Source organism: Streptomyces sp. NPDC030165, assembly GCF_055573595.1.
The window spans coordinates 672072-691177 of record NZ_JBVIBD010000001.1; the positions used below are offsets into that span (position 1 = coordinate 672072).

Annotated in this window: 15 protein-coding genes; 4 read left to right on the forward strand and 11 right to left on the reverse strand. The window is 73.0% G+C overall.

Annotation, left to right across the window (positions count from 1 at the left end):
• The first annotated feature begins 283 nt into the window (after positions 1-283).
• Positions 284-709: a subtilase-type protease inhibitor gene (locus tag ACZ4Z1_RS03050; RefSeq protein WP_468484796.1), complete on the forward strand. Its 426-nt coding sequence runs from the start codon at positions 284-286 to the stop codon at positions 707-709.
• A gap of 407 nt (positions 710-1116) precedes the next feature.
• Here ACZ4Z1_RS03050 and ACZ4Z1_RS03055 read toward each other — a convergent pair whose 3' ends face one another.
• The 8 genes from ACZ4Z1_RS03055 to ACZ4Z1_RS03090 all read right to left on the reverse strand — a co-directional run bounded on the left by ACZ4Z1_RS03055 (position 1117) and on the right by ACZ4Z1_RS03090 (position 11530).
• Positions 1117-1596, reverse strand: coding sequence for a lysophospholipid acyltransferase family protein (locus ACZ4Z1_RS03055; RefSeq protein ID WP_468484797.1), 480 nt, complete (start codon positions 1594-1596; stop codon positions 1117-1119).
• An 854-nt stretch (positions 1597-2450) separates the two neighbouring features.
• The gene (locus tag ACZ4Z1_RS03060) at positions 2451-3515 is read right to left on the reverse strand and encodes a S1 family peptidase (protein WP_468484798.1); all 1065 of its coding nucleotides are present in this window, start codon (positions 3513-3515) and stop codon (positions 2451-2453) included.
• Between the two features lie 447 nt (positions 3516-3962).
• Positions 3963-4955 carry a slipin family protein gene (locus ACZ4Z1_RS03065; protein WP_468484799.1) on the reverse strand — a complete coding sequence of 331 codons (993 nt, stop codon included), beginning with the start codon at positions 4953-4955 and terminating at the stop codon, positions 3963-3965.
• A gap of 226 nt (positions 4956-5181) precedes the next feature.
• The gene (locus tag ACZ4Z1_RS03070) at positions 5182-6090 is read right to left on the reverse strand and encodes a S1 family peptidase (protein ID WP_468484800.1); all 909 of its coding nucleotides are present in this window, start codon (positions 6088-6090) and stop codon (positions 5182-5184) included.
• A 255-nt stretch (positions 6091-6345) separates the two neighbouring features.
• Positions 6346-7149 (reverse strand): DUF1684 domain-containing protein, encoded by an 804-nt coding sequence (locus tag ACZ4Z1_RS03075; RefSeq protein WP_468484801.1) that lies wholly within the window; start codon positions 7147-7149, stop codon positions 6346-6348.
• A 4-nt stretch (positions 7150-7153) separates the two neighbouring features.
• The gene (locus ACZ4Z1_RS03080) at positions 7154-8443 is read right to left on the reverse strand and encodes an NtaA/DmoA family FMN-dependent monooxygenase (RefSeq protein ID WP_468484865.1); all 1290 of its coding nucleotides are present in this window, start codon (positions 8441-8443) and stop codon (positions 7154-7156) included.
• An 80-nt stretch (positions 8444-8523) separates the two neighbouring features.
• On the reverse strand, positions 8524-9564 hold the full coding sequence (locus tag ACZ4Z1_RS03085; protein WP_468484802.1) for an LLM class flavin-dependent oxidoreductase: 1041 nt from the start codon (positions 9562-9564) through the stop codon (positions 8524-8526).
• 52 nt (positions 9565-9616) lie between these two features.
• Entirely contained in the window at positions 9617-11530 is a 1914-nt protein-coding gene (locus tag ACZ4Z1_RS03090; protein WP_468484803.1) for an FAD/NAD(P)-binding protein, read from the reverse strand.
• Positions 11531-12407: 877 nt separating this feature from the next.
• Here ACZ4Z1_RS03090 and ACZ4Z1_RS03095 point away from each other — a divergent pair.
• Positions 12408-12860, forward strand: a complete 453-nt coding sequence (locus tag ACZ4Z1_RS03095; RefSeq protein WP_468484804.1) for a cell division protein SepF — start codon at positions 12408-12410, stop codon at positions 12858-12860.
• A 72-nt stretch (positions 12861-12932) separates the two neighbouring features.
• Here ACZ4Z1_RS03095 and ACZ4Z1_RS03100 read toward each other — a convergent pair whose 3' ends face one another.
• Together ACZ4Z1_RS03100 and ACZ4Z1_RS03105 are read right to left on the reverse strand one after the other, a co-directional pair.
• The gene (locus ACZ4Z1_RS03100; protein ID WP_468484805.1) at positions 12933-14129 is read right to left on the reverse strand and encodes an acyl-CoA dehydrogenase family protein; all 1197 of its coding nucleotides are present in this window, start codon (positions 14127-14129) and stop codon (positions 12933-12935) included.
• Between the two features lie 176 nt (positions 14130-14305).
• Entirely contained in the window at positions 14306-15925 is a 1620-nt protein-coding gene (locus tag ACZ4Z1_RS03105) for an MFS transporter (RefSeq protein WP_468484806.1), read from the reverse strand.
• 212 nt (positions 15926-16137) lie between these two features.
• On the opposite strand from ACZ4Z1_RS03105, the gene ACZ4Z1_RS03110 reads away from it, so the two are divergent.
• The gene (locus ACZ4Z1_RS03110; RefSeq protein ID WP_468484807.1) at positions 16138-17316 is read left to right on the forward strand and encodes a hypothetical protein; all 1179 of its coding nucleotides are present in this window, start codon (positions 16138-16140) and stop codon (positions 17314-17316) included.
• 265 nt (positions 17317-17581) lie between these two features.
• Positions 17582-18610, forward strand: coding sequence for a phosphatase PAP2 family protein (locus ACZ4Z1_RS03115; protein WP_468484808.1), 1029 nt, complete (start codon positions 17582-17584; stop codon positions 18608-18610).
• 118 nt (positions 18611-18728) lie between these two features.
• On the opposite strand, the gene ACZ4Z1_RS03120 is transcribed toward ACZ4Z1_RS03115, so the two are convergent.
• Positions 18729-18944, reverse strand: a complete 216-nt coding sequence (locus ACZ4Z1_RS03120; protein ID WP_468484809.1) for an I78 family peptidase inhibitor — start codon at positions 18942-18944, stop codon at positions 18729-18731.
• Positions 18945-19106 lie beyond the last annotated feature (162 nt).

Consider the following 19106-nt stretch of genomic DNA (forward strand, 5'->3'; position numbering starts at 1 on the left):
AGCGGCCAACCCCCACCAGGCCCCTTCACCCCCGCACGCAACGGGAGTTGGCCGCTTTTCGCCGCACACCCGACACGGCCGGAACCTCTCGCCCCGGATGTTCCCGCTGACCGCGCGGCATAGCACACAACACGTACCGAAACGCCCGTCGCACAACTTCACGCCACCACGCAGCGTTTTCAACCAACGACTGGAAGTCACCGATCGATGTGCTTTCCTGATGCGCCTCGGCCAGACTCCTCGTGTCCGGCATACGAGACGACAACCGAAGGAGAGTTCGAAAATGCGGTACATCACTGGGGGGATCGCGCTCGGCGCGGCGCTCGTGCTCGGCGGTCTGGCCACCACGGCCCAGGCGCAGCCCGCGACGCCGAAGAGCCTGTACGCACCCTCGGAGTTGGTCCTCACCGTGGGGTACGGGGACAACGCCGCTACGGCCTCCATCCAGCGCGCGGTGTCGCTGAGCTGTAGCTCGTCCGGAACCGGTACGCACCCGATGGCGCGTGCCGCCTGCGCCCAGCTGCGCACCGCGAACGGGAACTTCGACGCGATCACCAAGGCCGCGTCGGACCGCGTGTGCACCAGGGAGTGGAACCCCGTCACGGTCACGGCCGACGGTGTCTGGCAGGGACGCCGCGTCGCCTACGAGCACACCTTCGCCAACCCCTGCGCCATGGAAGGCGGCAAGGGCCTGGTCTTTGAGTTCTGACCAGGCGGTGACCCGCTGAACGGTGCGGCCGCCGGCACCTCGCGGCCGCACCACCGGCCGGCCCCCGGGCATCCGCAGGGATGCCCGGGGCCGCTGCCGTTCCCGGGGCCGGGGCGCCGCTGTCGTTCCCGGGCTGCCGCCGCCGTTGCCGGGGTGCCGCCGCCGTACCCGTGCGGCATCCCGGCGGGCCGTCAGCGCACCGAGGACGGACGCGAGGCCCGCGCCCGGCGGGCCCCCTCCACCCCGCGACCACGAAGACGCCCCCCCACACACAGCCACCGCGAGTCCACCTGCCCCCGCAGCAGCTCCACCGCCTGCCCCAGTACATCGCCCATGGGCAGGCGACTCCCCCGCGCACACTGCACGCTGCGCCCGCTCGGCCAGCGTCCGCCGGTCCCCCGCGGGCTTCAGCGGCGGGTGGACGGCCACCCGTACGGTGAGGCCGCCGCCCCCCCCGCCACGCGGTGCAGCGAACTGTCGAAACCCTCGTCGCCGAGGTACGCCGCCACCGTGCTCGGGACGCCGTGCTGGACGCAGGAGACCGTCACCGGCCGTACGGGCGCACCCGCGTCGAGCGCGGCCTGGAAGGTCGCCCGCCGGGACCGCCCGGCCGCCGCCGAGCACCAGGTCGTGCCCTGCGGGAAGACCGGCACGGAGTGCCCGCCACGCAGGATCTGCGCCAGGCCCGCCACCACGCGCGGCAGTTCGCGTATGCCCTCACGGTCGATGAACCGGGTGCCCGCCTTCCTGGCGAGCGGGCCCAGCAGGGGCCACCGGCCGATCTCCCGCTTGGCCGGTGCCGTCACCGGCTCGACGGCCGGCAGCGCCAGGGCGTCCGGCCAGGAGATGTGATCGGCGACGATCAGTGTCTCCGGCCCGCCGTCCACCGGACACGGCACACTGCGCGGACCGCCGCACGGGGCGGGGCGGGGGCAGGAGCGGGAGCGGTGGTCGGGGAGGGCGCGGCGGTCGGGAGCATGGCGGGTCCTGTTCTCCGTGCAGGAAACCGGTCGCCTACGACGCCAGGAATCCCGCACAGCCCGCACAGTGCCCGAAAGGCTTTCGCCGCCCCCTACTTTCGTCGGGGTGTCCGCGGTCCACGGGATGGACTCCGCGCGCGGGCCGCGACCGCGCTGCCGCCCCGCCCCCTCCACGGGACGGCAGCGCGGAAGCCCTCGCGCCGCCCGCCGGAACGGCACGGCGTGCGGCTCACCGGCTGCTCGCCGGATTCTTTTCGGCCACGGGGCTGATGCATCATTAGAGCCAGCCGCACCGGGCTTGGCAAATCCGTTCCGTCCGTCGAACGGAAAAAGGCGGAAGTGCATTTCGGCAAGGGGCTCCCGACTTCCTGAAGTCGTCGCGAGCCGCACCGCCGAAATAGCCCCATACCGGACATTTGCCAGTCACTTCCCAGGGAATACGGCACGCCTGAGAGGTGCCTCACACTCCTTCGAATGGGCGGGTCACATGACATTCCCGTCAACGTTTCAACGGCCCGCGCGGCGCTGCGAAAACGATTCCCCGGAAACGGAGGCACCGGCACGGGCCCCGCGCCGGCCTTCCGCACCCCGTCCGGCCGCACTCGCCGGTCCGGGACAATTATCCAGACTCCTTTCCTATTCCCTTGCCGTCGGCCGGTCGGCCGGAAAACGGCAAACGGCCCCCGGCAGCAATTGCGTCCGGGGGCCGTTCCGCTACGGAATGACCGTGCTCAGGACTTCGACACCGGCACCGGCCAATGTCAGCCGATCTCCGCGCCGACCGCCTTCAGGGCCGCCGGGACCGGCTGGAAGTAGGTCTCGCCGCCCGAGGAGCAGTTGCCGCTGCCGCCCGAGGTCAGGCCCAGCGCCGAATCGCCGTCGTACAGGGCGCCGCCACTGTCGCCGGGCTCGGCGCAGACGTTGGTCTGGATCAGCCCTTCGACCGTGCCCTCCTGGTAGTTGACGCTCGCGTTGAGCGCCTTGACCGTGCCGTCGTGCACCTGGGTGGTGCTGCCGCTGCGCGTGACCTTCTGGCCGACGGTCGCCTCGGCGGCCTTGGTGATCTTCTGCGGACTGCCGCTGTAGGTGTTCACCTCGCTCGGGTGGGCGATGTCGGCGGTGTACTTGGCGATGGCGTAGTCGCTGCCCGGGAACTTGGAGTCCTCGGTGGCGGCGATCTCCTGGCCGCCCTGCTTGTCCGACCACGACTTGACGGCGTTGCCGCAGTGCCCGGCCGTCAGGAAGTACGGCTGGCCGCCCTTTTTGACGTTGAAGCCGAGCGAGCATCGCGAGCTGCTCCCCCAGATCGCGTCGCCGCCGGCGATGAACGGGGTGAACTTGCCCTTGCTGCGCTGGAGCGTGGCCTTGCTGCCGAGGCTCTTGACGACCTTGTTCAGTTTGTCGAGTCCGGCGCCCGAGACCGTGCGGTCGGCGGTGACGACGACCTTGTTGGACCGCGGGTCCATCGCCCAGGCCGTACCGGGGATGGTGGCCTGCTGCTTGAGCGTCCGGCGGGCCGCGTCGAGCTGGGCGAGGCTGTGCCGGACCATTCTGGCCTCGGCGCCCTTGGCCCGTACGGCGTCGGCCGCCGCCCGGTCGACGACGTTGACGACCAGCCTCTTGGTCGCCGCGTCGTAGTACGAACCGGCCGCGTGGCCGCTGAGCTGGGACGCGAGCGCGGTGGCCGCGGCGGGCGTCAGCTGCTTCGCGGCCGGTCCGTCCGCCGCGTTGGCGTTGGCCAGGGTGAGCGTCGCGGTGGTCGCGAGGGCCAGCGCGCCCGCGCCGGCCAGGACGGCGCGCCGCTGAGTATTCCGTCGGTGCTTCAACTCAAAGCCTCCCGTGGGGGGATGGGCCGCGGTGTGTGGGGGGCCGCGTGCCCGGAGGGTGTTGAGGAACAGACACGGAACGGGAGATGCCTGCGCAGCCTGCCGCAGGAAGTCGCGTCCATGCCAATGCGCGGTTTCGAGTATTCCGATTAACGGTGCTCGCGCACAAGACCGAGATCCGGTCTGGAGAACGGGAAGCGTACGACCGGCCGTTCGTCTCGCGTTCCGATATCCGCGCACGTCGTTTCCCTGTGCGGACACCAAACGCACACTTTGGAGTGGACGGGAACGGGCCTCAGGCGCGGTCTACACCTGTCCGAAAACCGACGATCCAGGCCGGACTTCACCCACCGGCGCCGGGACATCGTACGGAAGATTCAGCCCAGCGGGGGACTTCCTTCGCACACCAGGACAGCCTTTCCACCTGCGGAAGCCGCCGCTCCCCCGTCAGGGAAGCTGCTCCGCCTCCGGCAACTCCTCCAGCACGGCCGCCGCTTCGGTACCCGGCACGGTTCCGGTCACCGGAGGGGATTCCGACGCGCTCGCGGGCCCCGGCGCGGTCCCCACCACCTCCGGGGCGGCGTCCTGCGGGTCCCCGGCTCCCGGCGCAGCTTCCGGCCGGGCCTCCGGCACAGCCCCGGGTCCCCGCCGCTCGTACGCCTCCGTCTGCGCCTGCGCCTGGAGGCCGGAGCGTTCCAGGAAGCGCAGCAGCTCCACCGGGAACGGCAGCACGAGCGTCGAGTTCTTCTCGGCGGCGACCGCCACCACCGTCTGCAGGAGCCGCAGTTGCAGCGCGGCGGGCTGGTCGGACATCGCCTGGGCCGCCTCGGCCAGCTTCTTCGACGCCTGGAGTTCGGCGTCGGCGTTGATCACCCGGGCCCGCCGGTCGCGGGTGGCCTCCGCCTGCCGCGCCATCGACCGCTTCATGGTCTCCGGCAGCGACACGTCCTTGATCTCCACCCGGTCGATCTGCACGCCCCAGCCCAGCGCCGGGCTGTCGATCATCACTTCCAGCCCCTGGTTGAGCTTCTCCCGGTTGGAGAGCAGGTCGTCGAGGTCGCTCTTGCCGATGATGGAGCGCAGCGAGGTCTGGGCGACCTGGGAGACCGCGAAGCGGTAGTCCTCGACCTCGATCACCGCGTCGGCGGCGTCCACGACCTTGAAGTAGACCACCGCGTCCACCCGGACCGTCACGTTGTCGTGGGTGATGCCCTCCTGCGCGGGCACCGGCATCGTGACGATCTGCATGTTGACCTTACGCATCCGGTCGACACCCGGGATGATCATGGTGAATCCCGGTTTGCGCGGGGCCGACGTCAGCCTGCCCAGGCGCAGGACGACGCCCCGTTCGTACTGCTTGACCACCCGCGCCGCCACCATCACGTACACCGCGCCCGCCGAGGCCAGCGCGACTCCGGCCGTCACCAGTTCCTCGACCATCACGGCCCCCTGCCGTATGCGTCCATGTCGGAGTTCGTGCGTCCTCACCACGGTATGACCGGTCCCGGCAACGGTCGAGGGTCCGCGTCGGCCTTGCGCCGTGACATGGCGACGAGCCCCCGTCCGCCGGTGCGGACGGGGGCTCGGGTGCTGCCGGCTGCGTGGAGTGGTGCGGTACGTGGCGGCCGCCCGGGCGCGGTGCTCGGGGACCGGACGGCCCGGGGCGTCAGTAGATGCTGACCCCGTACGCGCTGATCGCTTCGGTGACCGGCTGGAAGTACGTGGTGCCGCCGGTGCGGCAGTTGCCGCTGCCGCCGGAGGTCAGGCCGAGTGCCGTGCTGCCGGCGTAGAGCGGGCCGCCGCTGTCGCCGGGTTCGGCGCACACGGTGGTCTTGATCATGCCGTACACGACGTCGCCGTTGCCGTAGTTGACGGTGGCGTTCAGGCCGGTGACCTTGCCGCTGTGGGTGCCGGTGGTGGAGCCGCGGCGGGTGACCGTCTGGCCGACGGTGGCGTTGCCGGCCTGGGTGATGTCCTGGCCGCCGACCGTCCCCTCGTGCGGGACGCTGGTGTTGCTGTAGCGGACCAGCCCGTAGTCGTTGCCCGGGAAGCTGGACCCGGCGGTCGGGCCGATGCTCGTGGTGCGCGCGGAGTTGGTGTACCAGGGCGGATTGCCTTCGGTGCAGTGGCCCGCCGTCAGCAGGTAGTAGGTGCTGCCCTTCTTGACGTTGAAGCCGAGGGAGCAGCGCCAGCTGGTCGCGTAGATGGCGTCGCCGCCGGAGATCAGCTTGCGCAGCACGCCGGGGATGCGTTCCACCTTCAGGGCGCCGGCGTTGGCGCCCGCGGCCTGCTTGATCTTGTCGAGCTGGGCCTGGGTGACCCGGCTGTCGGCCTGGACGACCACCTTGCCGGTCTTCGGGTCGACGGCCCAGGCGGTGCCCGCGACGTCCGCGGACCGTACGGAGTCGCTCACGGCGGCGAGCTGGGACGCGCTGAACGTGGTGGGCGGGGCGGGTTCGCCCGCGTGGGCGGTCGGCAGGGCCATGGCGCCGATCGCGGCCAGCCCGGACGCGACGGCGATCAGCCGGCCGCGTCTCGCGATGCCGCTCCGGGGGGTAGTGCGCTCGAACCTCACTGCTACCTCCGAGGGGATCGGAAGACCTGCCGGTGGGCAGGTCCGTGTGGCACCGCCCGGCGGGCACGCGGGACTCCGCACGTCCCTTCGGCGCGTACCCCGGACAGCGCTGCTCGGGAGTTTCGAGGGCCCGGCCCGCCCGCGCAAGGGTGGCTTTCGGACGCCCGCTCGGCGCCCGTACGCACACACGCCCCGGCAACACCAAGAAGCGTTGCCGGGGCGGTGGTTGACCCCCTCGGTCAGAGTTGTGACGGCTCAGCGCGCGAGGCGGTTCCGCTCGCCCGCGCGCAGCGCGAAGGGCAGCGTGTTGCCGGGCGGCGGGAAGGGGCAGATGAAGTGGTCGGCGAAGGCGCAGGGCGGCAGCAGGGTGCGGTTGAGGTCCACCGGCACGGTGCCGTCGTCCGCGGGGGCCGGGGTCCGCAGGAAGCGGAAGCGGTAGCTGTCCGTGCCGCTGGTGGCATCGGCGAGGACGGCCCACAGGGTGCCGTCGGCCTCGACGGCGACCTGGAGGGTGTGCTCGTCGCCGTCGAGGGTGAAGGCGAGTTCACCGGCGAGGCCGAGGCCCCGTTCCCGCCCGTCGGCGTTGGGCACCTGGACGGTGCGCCCCGCGCCGTAGGGCCGGAAGAGGCCGGGCCGCACCCAGCGCTCGTCGTAGGGGAAGACGTCGATCCCGCCGAAGGTGCGGCGCGCCTCGGAGTCGGGGTCGAAGACCCGTACGGCCCACTCCCCCTCGCGGCGCAGCACCGGCAGCCGCCGGCCGTCGTGTGCCACCCGGGCCGTCGCGGGGGCGCCGTCCACGCCGAGCCGTACGCTGCCGTCCAGCGGGGCCCCGTCGACGGTCAGCCCGTCGGCGGCGGCCGCGCGCAGGACCACCGCGTCGCCGTCCGCGCTCCAGTGGCCCGGTACGCCGTCGAGGCGGCCGTCGGGGAAGACGCCGAGCCAGTGCGTGGCGGTCAGCGCGAGCGGGCCGTACGGCAGGGCGGTCTCGGCGACGCGCTGCTCGTGCCAGGCCCGCCAGTGCTGCCCGGCCTCGGTGCGGGTGCTGCTCGTGGTGCTCATGCGGTCAGTCCTTCCCTTCGGGACGTACCGGATCCGGCAGCCCCAAGTGAGAGCGCAGTGTCGTGCCCTCGTATTCCGTCCGCAGGACGCCGCGCTCCTGGAGCAGCGGCACCACCCGGTCCACGAAGTCGTCCAGGCCGCCGGGGGTCAGATGCGGTACGAGGATGAAGCCGTCGGCGGCGCGGGCGGCCACGAAGGCGGTCATCTCCTCGGCGACGGCGGCGGGTGTGCCGACGAAGGACTGCCGCCCGGTCGTCTCGATCACGGTCTCCCGGATCGACAGGCCCTTGGCCTCGGACAGCGCCCGCCAGCGGTCGGCGACCGCCTTCGGGTCGGCGATCCGGACGCGGCCCTGGGCGAGGCCGGAGTCGGGTACCGGGTCGAAGTCCGGCAGCGGCCCGTCCGGGTCGTACGCGGACAGGTCCACGCCCCAGACCTGTTCCAGGGCCAGCAGCGCGTTCTGCGGCGAGATCTGCTGCCGGCGGATGGTGGCGGCCCGCTCCTGGGCGTCGGCGGCCGTGTCGCCGAGGACGAGGGTGACCCCGGGCATGATCTTCAGGGAGTCGGGGGTGCGGCCGTGGGCGGCCAGCCGGCCCTTGACGTCGGCGTAGAACTCCCGCCCGGCCGCCGCCCCACTGTGCCGAGTGAAGATCACGTCGGCGGTGGCGGCGGCGAAGTCACGGCCCTCGGCGGAGTCGCCCGCCTGGATGATGACGGGGTGGCCCTGCGGGCTGCGCGGCAGGGTGAAGGCGCCCCGGACGCTGAAGTGCCGGCCCTGGTGGGCGACCGGCCGCGGCACGTTCCCTGCCGGCCAGGAGTCCCACAGTTCGCGGGCGGTGGCGACGAACTCGGCGGCGCGTACGTAGCGGTCGGCGCGGTCGAGGTAGCCGCCGCGGCGGAAGTTCTCGCCGGTGAACGCGTCGGAGGTGGTGACCACGTTCCAGGCGGCGCGGCCCGCGCTGAGGTGGTCCAGGGTCGCCAGCCGCCGCGCCAGCTCATAGGGCTCGTTGAAGGTGGTGTTGACGGTGGCGGCCAGGCCCAGCCGGTCGGTGACGGCCGCCAGCGCGTTCAGGACGGTGATCGACTCCGGGCGGCCCAGGACGTCGAGGTCGTGGATGCGGCCCTTGTGCTCGCGCAGCCGCAGCCCCTCGGCCAGGAAGAAGAAGTCGAAGCGGCCGCGCTCGGCGGTGCGGGCGAGGTGTTCGAAGGAGGCGAAGTCGATCTGCGAACCGGCCCTCCGGTCGGCCCAGACGGTGGTGTTGTTGACGCCGGGGAAGTGCGCCGCCAGATGCATGCGCCGCAGGCCCGGCGCGGCGGACGAGGGGGCGGGCGCCGCGGGCGTGGGCGCCGTACGGAACGGTGTGCTGGTCATGGTCACGAGGAGACCTTCCGGGCCGGGGCGTAACGATTGGCCGGGCGCGGCAGGCCGAGGTGCTCGCGCAGCGTCGTGCCCGGGTAGAAGCGGCGGAGCAGGCAGCGGTGCTGGAGCACCGGCACGGTGCCGTCGACGAGCAGCGCGAGGTCGCGTCCGGGGTCGGCGGGCCGCAGGTGGAAGCCGTCGCCCGCGCCGTCCGCGTGCCAGTCGCCGAGCAGGTCGGCGAGCCCGACGGCGTCGCCGGAGGAGTACAGCTCGACCGGCAGCGAGGCGAGCACCAGCAGCCGGTCCGGGTCGCGGCCCAGGGCCCGGGCGCGTTCGCGCAGGCCCGCGCGGGCGGCGGCCGCCGTGGCGGGGTCCTCCACCCGTACGAACGCGATGTCCGCGTGCGCCGCGGCCACCTCCCGCGCGGGCCGGGCGGTCGCGTCGACGGCGATCACCGGGCGGCCCTGCGGCGGCCGGGGCGTGATGGACGGCCCGCGTACGGAGAAGGACGTCCCGCGGAAGTCGACGTGGTGCAGTTTGGCGCGGTCCACGAACCGGCCGGTGGCGGTGTCGCGGATCTCCGCGTCGTCCTCCCAGCTGTCCCACAGCCGGGCGGCCACGTCGGCGACCTCGCCGGCCTCCCGCCACAGCGCGTCGGCGGACGCCGCATCCCGGCGGCCGAAGAGCCGGGCCTCGGCGGGGGTCCTGGACACCTCCACGGTCCAGCCCGCCCGGCCGCGGCTGACCCAGTCCAGGGTGCTGACGGCGGTCGACACGTGGAACGGCTCGGTGTGGGTGGTGGTGACGGCCGGCACCAGGCCGATGCGCCCGGTGCGCGGCGCGACCCGGGCCAGCACGGCGAGCGCGTCCGGGCCCGGGCGGGCGAAGGAGTCGCCGAGGGTGACGAAGTCGAGGGTGCCGCGCTCGGCGAGCCGGGCCAGGCGGACGTAATGCTCCGGGTCGTAGGTCTCGGGGCCGCGGCGGGCCCTGCGGGGCGGCCCGTCGAGCGCGAAGGCGAGGTGCAGCGGGCGCAGGGAGCAAGGGGGCACGGACATGTGACGGCCTTTCGTCGCTGTTCACGAAGGGGGCGGGCTGCCGTGGGGCGGCTCAGCGGGGCGGACACCGGGCCGGTTCCGCTGCGGCGTGCTCGCGCAGGAAGCGCAGCAGGGCGCGGGCGGTGGCGTCGTTCTGCCGGAAGGCGGGCGCGTTGGTACGGGGCCGGGCGAAGGCGCCGGAGGCGCGGGCGTCGGTGTGCGGGCCAAGCGCGAAGCGGCGGGGGTGCGGTTGTCCGGCGCGGTCCAGCACCCGGCCGTCGCGCCGGTCGACGGCGAGCAGGCCGCTGCCGGTGGAGGCGGCGCCGTCGTCGTGCAGGCCGCGCAGCAGAGGGTCCTTGGTGTACGCCACGGTGGGCTGCGGGATCCGTGCCTCCACCAGCGCGTGGGCCTCGACGCGCAGGCCCGGCACGCTCTCGCTCCGGGCCACGAACGCACCGCGCTCCGGGTCGGCGGTGACGGTGGTGCCGGCGCCGAGGAAGCGCACCACCCCGGCGCGGGACAGCGCGAGCAGTTGCCGCAGGCGCGGTCCGGGCGGCCCGGAGGCGAGGTGGCTGAAGAAGCCGTGCCACCACGGGCCGTGGTCCCCGAGCCGTACGAGCTGTCCGTACACCGACAGCAGGGCGAGGAAGACGGCCTGGTCGGGGCTGTGCGCGGGGTCGTGCCGACGGGCGAGGTCGGTCTCGATGTAGCGCCGCAGCCCGTCCTGGAGAGCGTCCTCGTCGGCGTGCCGGACCCCTGCGAGCGGCCGGTCGAGGGCGTCCAGGTCGAGGCGGTCGGCGGGATCGGGGACGGCGGCGGCGACCAGGGCCCGCAGTTCCGCGCCGAGCGGTCCGGCGGCCGCGTACTTCTCCTCGAAGGCGGCCCGGTCGCCGCGGACCCGTTCCGGGTGGGCGGCGAACAGCCGGTGGTAGTGGGCGTGGCCCAGCTCCTTGGCGATGAGCGGCCAGACGTCGCGCCGGAAGTCGTAGCCGCCGGGCCGGGCGAGCAGCTCGTCCACCTGCGCGGGCCCGAAGAAGCGCGGCAGCGGCGGCCGTTCGCCCCGCCAGGTGTAGCCGATCTTGGAGTGGTACGGGACGCCGCGCCGCGAACCGGCGTACAGCACCGGCTCCTTGCCCGACGGCCGGTACACCGGCTCCCCGTCCGGGCCGGTCCCGTACGAGCCGCCGCGCCCCTCGGTGAGCAGCACCATCAGGTCGACGAAGGCCAGCCCGAGGCCGCGTACGAGCACCGGCTCGCCGGGGACCAGACCGTCCAGGCCGGCGTCCGCGGTGAAGTCGGGCGGCAGGTAGGTCAGCCGGTGGCGCGCGGCGAAGGCGGCCAGGGCCCGCTGGTCCGGCGGCGGCTGGGCGTCGAGATGGCCGAGGGCCAGGACGACGAGGTCGGCGGCGAGCGGTGTGGAGCTGCCTTCCAGCCACACCTGCTGCCGGCCGCCGCGCGGGCCCGCGACCCGTACCGCGCGGCGGCGGTGCTCGTGCACGGTCACGTCCGGCGGCAGCGCGGCCACCGCCTGCTCGTGGACCCACTCCAGGTAGGCGCTCTGCACCTGCCGCCCGGCGAACCCTTGCGACCCTAACCCGCTCACGGCTTCCGTCAGTTCGGCGGGTACGGGGATCTCGCCCGCGCGCACCCGGGAGGCCCATTCGGCGAGTGAGGGCCCGGGCCGTACCGGTCCCCGCAGCTCGACGGTCTCGTCGGTGAACATGGTGACGTCCTCGGCCGTCGAGTTCATCCACAGCAGCGGGGACTGGTCACGGCGCCAGACGCGCCCGGCGCCCGGCGGGTACGGGTCGACCAGGTGCAGGTCCAGGGGCGCGCCGCCGTACAGCTCGGGTGCGTTGGCGGCGATGCGCTCGATCAGGCCGGTGCCGCGCGGGCCCACGCCGACGAGGACGATCGCGGGGCGGGACGGCGGGTGCGGGGGCCGCGGGGACGGCGAGGTGTGCGGCGCGTTGTCGGTGGCAGACATGCGTGAAGGCTCCGTGGACGCAGTGATCCCACTGGGAGTTGAGCGTCTTCACACACGGGCCCGCGGGCCGCCGTCGGCCCGCGCCCCTCAGCGCGGCCGATCCTTGAGGCTATGTGCCCGGGACGCCCCGCTGTCAAGGCTGTCCGTACTGCGGGCAGCGGAGCACGTCGTGGTTGACGGGAAACCGGATGCCTGTTCCACTGATGCGCATGGACTCACGGCAGTGGCTGGTCACCCGCGACCACATCGACTTCGGTCGTGTGTGGTCGTCGTCCTGTTGAGCTGACCTCCTGCCCGCCCGCCGCCGTTCCGGCCGGGCCTCTCGCGGCACCTCCTCCCGTCCGCCGCGCCTTCACACAGCCGCGCCCGCCGGCGCACCTTCCCCTCGCTCCACCTGCGCTCCACGCCTCACCCTCGCTCCACCTGCGCTCCACGCCTGCCCCGTCCCGGCGTGCGCATGCGCGTCCATTACGCCGCACGGCTCCCGGCAGTGCCGATTGTCGACCGTGTCCGGCGGGTGCGCTGCCGGGCCGCCGCCGTCAACGCCGCGCCCCGCCCCTGCGGCCGGCCGGGTTCACCTGGCCCCCCGTACGGGGCGGAACGGGACATCGTCCGCACACGGGCGGTTCGCATTCCGTCCGGTTTGGATGCAAGAACGATCGGGTACCGGTCGGCCACTGGACGTTCCGACACTCGATGTGACAGCCTTCACACGGTCAGTTCCCGCGACTCTTCCCAGTTCTGACGCCATGCCACCCTCTTTGCACCAGATGTGTCACGAACCCCCCGTGCGGCGGCTATCCACTTGGCAGAGCATCCGCATCATGGACGACGATAGAGGTGCGGACACACAGACCGCGGGTGAGAGGAGGCGTCAATGGGATCGGTACGCAAGGCAAGCGCCTGGCTGGGCCTCGTCGACGACAACGATGACGAGCGCTACTACGACGACGACTACGCCGAGGGGTCCGAGCCCGGCAGCACCGGGAACCACCCCTGGGTGACCGACCCGCGCGTCCAGGTCACCGACGACAGCGCCCAGGACCAGGGCACCCGCATCGCCACCGTCACCCCGGAGGGTTTCGGGGACGCCCGCGGCATCGGGGAACTCTTCCGTGACGGCATTCCCGTCATCGTCAACCTGACCGCGATGGAGTCCTCCGACGCCAAGCGGGTGGTGGACTTCGCGGCCGGGCTGACCTTCGGGCTGCGCGGCTCCATCGAGCGGGTCGCCACGCGCGTCTTCCTGCTCACCCCGGCCGACTACCGGATCCTCAACGGTGAGCCGGGCCGGCGCCGCACCGAGGGCGGCTTCTTCAACCAGAGCTGACCGGACGGGCCGACGCGTCGTTCCGGCCGGGGCCGGGGCGGCCGATGCCCCCCGGCACCGGCCGGGTCCAGTTCACCGGAACGCGTCGAGGCCGGTGAGCGCCTTGCCCAGCACGAGCTGGTGCATCTCGACGGTGCCCTCGTAGGTGAGCACCGATTCCAGATTCGTCGCGTGCCGCATGACGGGGTACTCCAGCGAGATCCCGTTCGCGCCGAGGACCGTGCGGGCCGTACGGCAGATTTCGATCGCCTCCCGTACGTTGTTGAGCTTGCCGAAACTGATCTGTTCCGGCCGCAGCCGCCCCGCGTCGAAACGCCGCCCCAGATGGTGCGCGAGCAGGATGCCCTTGTGCAGTTCCACCGCCATGTCGGCCAGCTTGGCCTGGGTGAGCTGGAAGCCGCCGATGGGCTTGCCGAACTGCTCGCGGGTACGGGAGTAGTCCAGCGCCGCCTCGAAGCTGGCCCGCGCCGCGCCCATCGCGCCCCATACGATGCCGTACCGGGCATGGCCCAGGCAGCGCAGCGGGCCGCCCAGCCCCCTGGCGCCGGGCAGCATCGCGTCGGCCGGCAGCCGCACCTCGTCCAGGACCAGTTCGCTGGTGACCGAGGCGCGCAGCGACCACTTGTGCCGGATCTCGGGCGCGGTGAAGCCGGGGGTGCCGGCCGGGACGAGGAAGCCGCGGATGCCGTCGTCGGTCTGCGCCCAGACCACGGCGACACCGGCCACCGACCCGTTGGTGATCCACATCTTGCGGCCGGTCAGCACCCAGTCGTCACCGTCCCGCTTGGCGTAGGTGCGCATGTCGCCCGGGTCGGAGCCGTGGTCCGGCTCGGTCAGGCCGAAGCAGCCGATGGTCTCGCCGGAGGCCATGTCCGGCAGCCAGCGCTGCTTCTGCTCCTCGGAGCCGAAGCGCCAGATCGCGTACATGGCGAGCGAGCCCTGCACGGAGACCAGCGAGCGGATGCCGGAGTCGGCCGCCTCCAGCTCCAGGCAGGCCAGGCCGTACTGGACGTGCGAGGCGCCCGCGCAGCCGTAGCCGGTCAGCGCCATGCCGAGGGCGCCGAGCGAGCCCAGTTCGCGGGCCAGTTCCCGGATGCCGGGCAGCTCACCGCGCTCGTACCACTCGGCGATGTGCGGCAGGACCCGGTCGCCCGCCCACTGCCGGACGGTGGCGCGTACCGCGCGGTCCTCGTCGGAGAGCAGGTCGTCGAGGCCCAGCGGGTCTTCCGCGTCGAAGGGCGGGAGCTGCGGGGACGGGGGTGCGGACATGGCGGGGCCTCCGGTAGCTGCGCGCGCACAAAAACTAGCGGTGTTAGTTATCCGGGTCCGACGTTACGACCGGCCGTGGCGCGGCGGCAAGGGCCCCCGCCGTGGGCACAGCCCCCGGCCGGCCTCCCCGCCCGTACACACAGCGACTCCGGTCCGGCCCCCGACCCCCCGCTCCGCTACCGCCCCGAGTTCGCGCGCGCCGGCTCCGTGCCGCAGTGCGCGCCGTCGCCGTCGGTCCGGTCCACCGCGTCCGCGGCCCGCCGCGGCAGCCGCAGCGCGATCGCCGCGCCGACCAGCAGCAGCACGGCGCTGGTGACGAGCGTGACGTGCAGTCCGTGCACGAAGGAGCCCTGCGCGGCGTCGCGCAGCACCGACTTCGCCGTGCCGCCGAGCGAGGAGGCGACCTTGTACGCCTCGCCCAGCGAGTGCGCGGCCGAGGTGGCCGCCCGCTCCGGGACGCCGTCCACGTGGGCCAGCCCCGGTGCGTAGGCGGCGTTCATGACGCTGCCGAGCAGGGCCACGCCGATGCCGGCGCCGAGCTGGTAGGAGGTCTCGCCGATGGCCGCGGCGCCGCCCGCCTGGTCGGCGGGGGCCTCGCTGAGCATCGACTCGTAGGCGCCGAACAGCGTGCTCTGGAAGCCGAAGCCGAGCAGCACGAAGCCCAGGACGAGCAGCCAGGGGCGGTCCGTCTCGTCCATCGCGGTCAGGCAGAGCACCGCGGCCGCGGTGAGCACGAAGCCCAGCGAGACCATCACCCGGGGCCCGACGGCCTGCAGGACCTTCGAGCCGGTCAGCCCGGCGGCCATCGCGGCGAAGACCAGCGGCAGCATCCGCAGCCCCGTCTCCAGAGGGCTCAGGCCGAGGACGAGCTGGAGGTACTGCACCGCTATGAGCTGGAGCCCGACGAGGGCGAGCATCGCCAGCACGATGCAGCCCACCGAGGTGCCGAAGGCCGGGCGGGCGAACAGCCGCATGTCGATGAGCGGATGTTCGCGCTTGCGCTGGCGCCGTACGAAGACGATGAGCAGCAGGGTTCCGACGAGGAGGGAGCCCAGCGTGGTCGGGCCGACCAGGGCCTCGCCGCTGCCGATGCGCTTGACGCCGAGGACGACGCCGAGGACGCCGAGTGCCGCGACGACGGCGCCGACGGTGTCCCAGGGCCCGTTGCGCTCGCCCCGGGACTCCGGCAGCAGCCAGCGGCCTATCAGGGCCATGACCGCCATCATCGGGATGTTGATGAGGAAGACCGAACCCCACCAGAAGTTCTCGACGAGGAAGCCGCCGAGGACCGGACCGACGGCGGCGCCGACGGCGGCCACCGCGCTCCACACACCGATGGCGACCGCCCGTTCGCGCCGGTCGGGGAAGACCTGGCGCAGGATCGACAGCGTCGCCGGCATGATCATCGCGCCGCCGATGCCGAGCAGGGCGCGGGCGATCATCAGAGTCTGCGGGTTGGGGGCCAGCGCGGCGGCGGCCGAGGCCGCGCCGAACAGGCCGTACCCCAGCAGCAGGATGCGGCGGCGGCCGACTCTGTCGCCGAGCGTGCCGAAGAGGATGAGCAGGGACGCCGCGATCAGCGGATAGATGTCCACGATCCACAGCAGTTCCACCGGCCCGGGGCGCAGATCCTCGGTGACCGACGGCACCGCCACGTACAGGATGGTGGTGTCCAGCGCGACGAACAGCAGGCTGACGCAGAGCACGACCAGAACGGTCCAGCGGCCCGCGCCGCCACCTCCATGCCGGGGAACACCCGCCGTCCGCTCGCTGCCGGACGTGGTCGTCCCGGACATTCGCGTACCTCCTGTCATGCTCTCGCGGCCGCGTGCCGGGGAGCGGGAAACGCTCCGGCGGAACCGGCGGACGGGCGAGTTGAGACGTCAGACTACGCGAGTCGCGTGACGTGACGCGTAGCTCACCCCACGATGAGACGCTCATCGCAGGGCTCGGCGGTTCCCATACCCGCTGACGGACAGCGGACTCCGGCCACGGGATAATCGGCCTGATGAACGATCTTGCCCCCCTCCGCGTTCCGGAGCGGACCGGCCCCGGCCGCGGAGACCGGGTGCGCCCGGCGCTGCGCCGGGCCGCCCCCGCCCTGCTCGCGTACGCCGGGATCCGGGCGCTGGGGCTCGTCGTCCTGGCCGCCTGGTCCGCCACGCACGGCAAGAACTGGCACACGCTGCTCACCGCCCGCTGGGACGCGCTCTGGTACACCCGGGTCGCCGAGCAGGGCTACGGCTACAGCGTCCAGCTCGCCGACGGGGACGTCCACTCGAACCTCGCGTTCTTCCCGCTGCTGCCATGGCTGGAGCGAGGGCTGTCCGCGGTGACGCCGCTGTCCGCCGCCGACGCGGGGCTGGTGGTGTCCTGGCTCGCGTCGCTCGCGGCCGCCTGGGCGCTGTACCTGACCGGTGAGCGGCTGCACGGGCCGCGGGCCGGGGTGGCGCTGGCCGCGCTGTGGGCGGCGCTGCCGGTGGGGATCGTGCAGTCGATGGCGTACTCGGAGTCGCTGTTCACCGCGCTCGCGGCGTGGGGTGTGTGGTGCGTGCTGACCGGGCGGTGGGTGGCCGCGGGGGTGCTGGCCTCGCTGGCGGGGCTGACCCGGCCGGTGGGGGCCGCGGTGGTCGCGGCCGTGTGGATCACCGCGGCAGTGACGCTGTGGCGGGACCGTCCGGCAGGCGGCGGCCCGCGCTGGAGCCGGCACCGGCGGATGCTGTTCGGCGTGCTGCTGGCGCCCCTGGGCTGGTGCGGCTATTTCCTCTGGGTCGGTGCCCGGGAGGGCCGTCTCACGGCGTATCTGGACATCCAGGGCGGCTGGGGCAACGGTTTCGACGGCGGCGCGGCCTTCGCCTCGTTCCTGTGGGACCTCGGTTTCCCGGCGGGCCTCGGGCTGCTGGCCGGCGTCGCGCTGGTGGTTTGGCTCTACGTTCTGGGCGCGCGCCGGGGACAGCCGTTGCCGCTGCTCGTCTACGGCGGCATCGTCCTGCTGCTGGCGCTGACGGCCAAGGGGTACTTCGGCTCCAAGCCACGGCTGATGATGCCGGCCTATCCGCTGCTGCTGCCGCTTGCCGCGGGGCTGGCGCGGTGGCGTCCGGCGTGGGCCTGGACGGTGACGGCCCTGGTCAGCGTGGGGTCGGCGGTGTACGGGGCGCTCTGGCTGAATGGGTCGGGCCCGCCGTAGAACGGAACATTCCCCTCCGTGACCGCCTCCCGGGGAAACACGCCGCGACGCCGGCGCGAATCGGCGATAAACTCCGTCGGCGAATTGGAAAGGGCCCTCCCGGGTCACCCTCCGGCACCCCTACCGGAACTGATCCGGCGGCTGTTGAATTCCTTCCGAAAATCCATGGCCAAAGTCGCGATTGAGACAGATTGCACATCACATCGTCATTACAAAGCTCACAGTTTGACCAAGCACCGACATCACACGCGGTAACGTCGATTGAGTGCGTACCGATGACAAGCTCGACCAGATGGAGGAGCACCCGCCCGACCGCCCGCCGTCACGCATGACCCGGACCCGCTGGTGGCTGTTCGGGGGCACGCTCGCGGTGTACGTGGCGATCGTGGCCGGTGTGCTCGCCACCTCATGGCTGGTCACCTTCGACTGGCAGGCCATGCTCTTCAGGCCGTACAAGCAGTGGCCGGAGATCCACGCCTTCCTCGACTACTTCGTGGTCCTGGGCCAGCGCGGCCCCACCGCGGTCGCCGTGGCGGCCTGGCTGGGCTGGCGCTGCTGGCGGACCAAGAACCTCCACCCGCTGCTGGTGCTGGGCACCTCGCTGCTGCTGCTCAACATCACCGCGGGCGCCGCCAAGCTGGGCATGGGCCGGCTCGGCCCGCACTACGCGACCACCATCGGCGCCAACGAGATGTGGCTGGGCGGCGATATATTTCCTTCGGGCCACACCGCGAACGCCGTCGTCACCTGGGGCGTCCTGGCCTACCTGGCGACCACGCCGCTGCGCCGCCGCGCACTGTCCGTGATCGCCGCGCTCGGTGCCCTGGGCGTCGGCATGACCACCGTCTACCTCGGTACCCACTGGGTCAGCGATGTGCTGCTGGGCTGGGCCGCCGGCCTGCTGGTGCTGCTCGCGCTGCCCTGGTTCGAGCCCGGCGTGGAGTGGGCCGAGACGCGGCTGACGGACCTGTGGCTGCGGCTGCGGCTGCGCACCCGCCGGACGCCGGTGCCCGCACCGCTCGCCCCGGCGCACGCCCGCTCCGGCCTGTCCGGGCCGCGGCCGGCGCCCGAGGAAGAGGTGCTGGTCCGGGACACGATGGGCGCCGCACGGCCCGGCACCGCCGCCCGTACCGCGGACAGCCGGCCGCACCACCCGCCGCGGCCGCACACGGTCCGCTCCGAGCGCACCCCGGTCACGCCGACCGGCAGCCGGCGCCCGCCGCACGCCGACCGCACGCCGCGCACCGCGCCGCTGGCACCGGCCCCGGTCCGCGGCCGCACCGGCGGCAGCTGACGCCGCCACGACCCGCGGGGACGGTACGCACAGCCTCTCCCCCGCGCGGCCGACGGCCCCGGCCGCTCCTTGCGGAGCGCCGGGGCCGTCGCCTTGCCCGGTGGCCGTCGTCCGCGGCTCAGCCCTTCCAGCTGCGGGTCACGGCGCCGTCCTCGACCTCGAAGTTCAGCCGGCCCCCCAGGTACTCCATGGTGATGATCGTGCCCGGTGCCAGGGAACGGACCGTGGTCCAGCCGCGTTCACGGGCGCGCTCCTCGGCGGCCTGCTGCGCCAGCCCGACGTAGGCCTCGGGGTCGTCGTCGGGTTCGTGAGGGGACTTCGGTACGGGTGCCATGGCAGCCACCGTAGGCGCACCGCGCAGCAGGTGGAAGGGCCGGGGTGCCATACCCGCGTACTCGCCCGGTCCTTCCTTGGTCACGCTTCTGTCACAGCATGACCGCGCGTGTTTGCCTCCGTTTCCATCACCCGTACGAGCCGGGCACTGCACCAACCGGGT

Coding starts and splice junctions, on each gene's coding strand:
- ACZ4Z1_RS03050 (WP_468484796.1), top strand. CDS start 284: ATGCGGTACATCACTGGGGGGATCGCGCTCGGCGCGGCGCTCGTGCTC.
- ACZ4Z1_RS03065 (WP_468484799.1), bottom strand. CDS start 4,955: ATGGTCGAGGAACTGGTGACGGCCGGAGTCGCGCTGGCCTCGGCGGGC.
- ACZ4Z1_RS03075 (WP_468484801.1), bottom strand. CDS start 7,149: ATGAGCACCACGAGCAGCACCCGCACCGAGGCCGGGCAGCACTGGCGG.
- ACZ4Z1_RS03080 (WP_468484865.1), bottom strand. CDS start 8,443: ATGCATCTGGCGGCGCACTTCCCCGGCGTCAACAACACCACCGTCTGG.
- ACZ4Z1_RS03085 (WP_468484802.1), bottom strand. CDS start 9,564: ATGTCCGTGCCCCCTTGCTCCCTGCGCCCGCTGCACCTCGCCTTCGCG.
- ACZ4Z1_RS03090 (WP_468484803.1), bottom strand. CDS start 11,530: ATGTCTGCCACCGACAACGCGCCGCACACCTCGCCGTCCCCGCGGCCC.
- ACZ4Z1_RS03095 (WP_468484804.1), top strand. CDS start 12,408: ATGGGATCGGTACGCAAGGCAAGCGCCTGGCTGGGCCTCGTCGACGAC.
- ACZ4Z1_RS03100 (WP_468484805.1), bottom strand. CDS start 14,129: ATGTCCGCACCCCCGTCCCCGCAGCTCCCGCCCTTCGACGCGGAAGAC.
- ACZ4Z1_RS03105 (WP_468484806.1), bottom strand. CDS start 15,925: ATGTCCGGGACGACCACGTCCGGCAGCGAGCGGACGGCGGGTGTTCCC.
- ACZ4Z1_RS03110 (WP_468484807.1), top strand. CDS start 16,138: ATGAACGATCTTGCCCCCCTCCGCGTTCCGGAGCGGACCGGCCCCGGC.
- ACZ4Z1_RS03120 (WP_468484809.1), bottom strand. CDS start 18,944: ATGGCACCCGTACCGAAGTCCCCTCACGAACCCGACGACGACCCCGAG.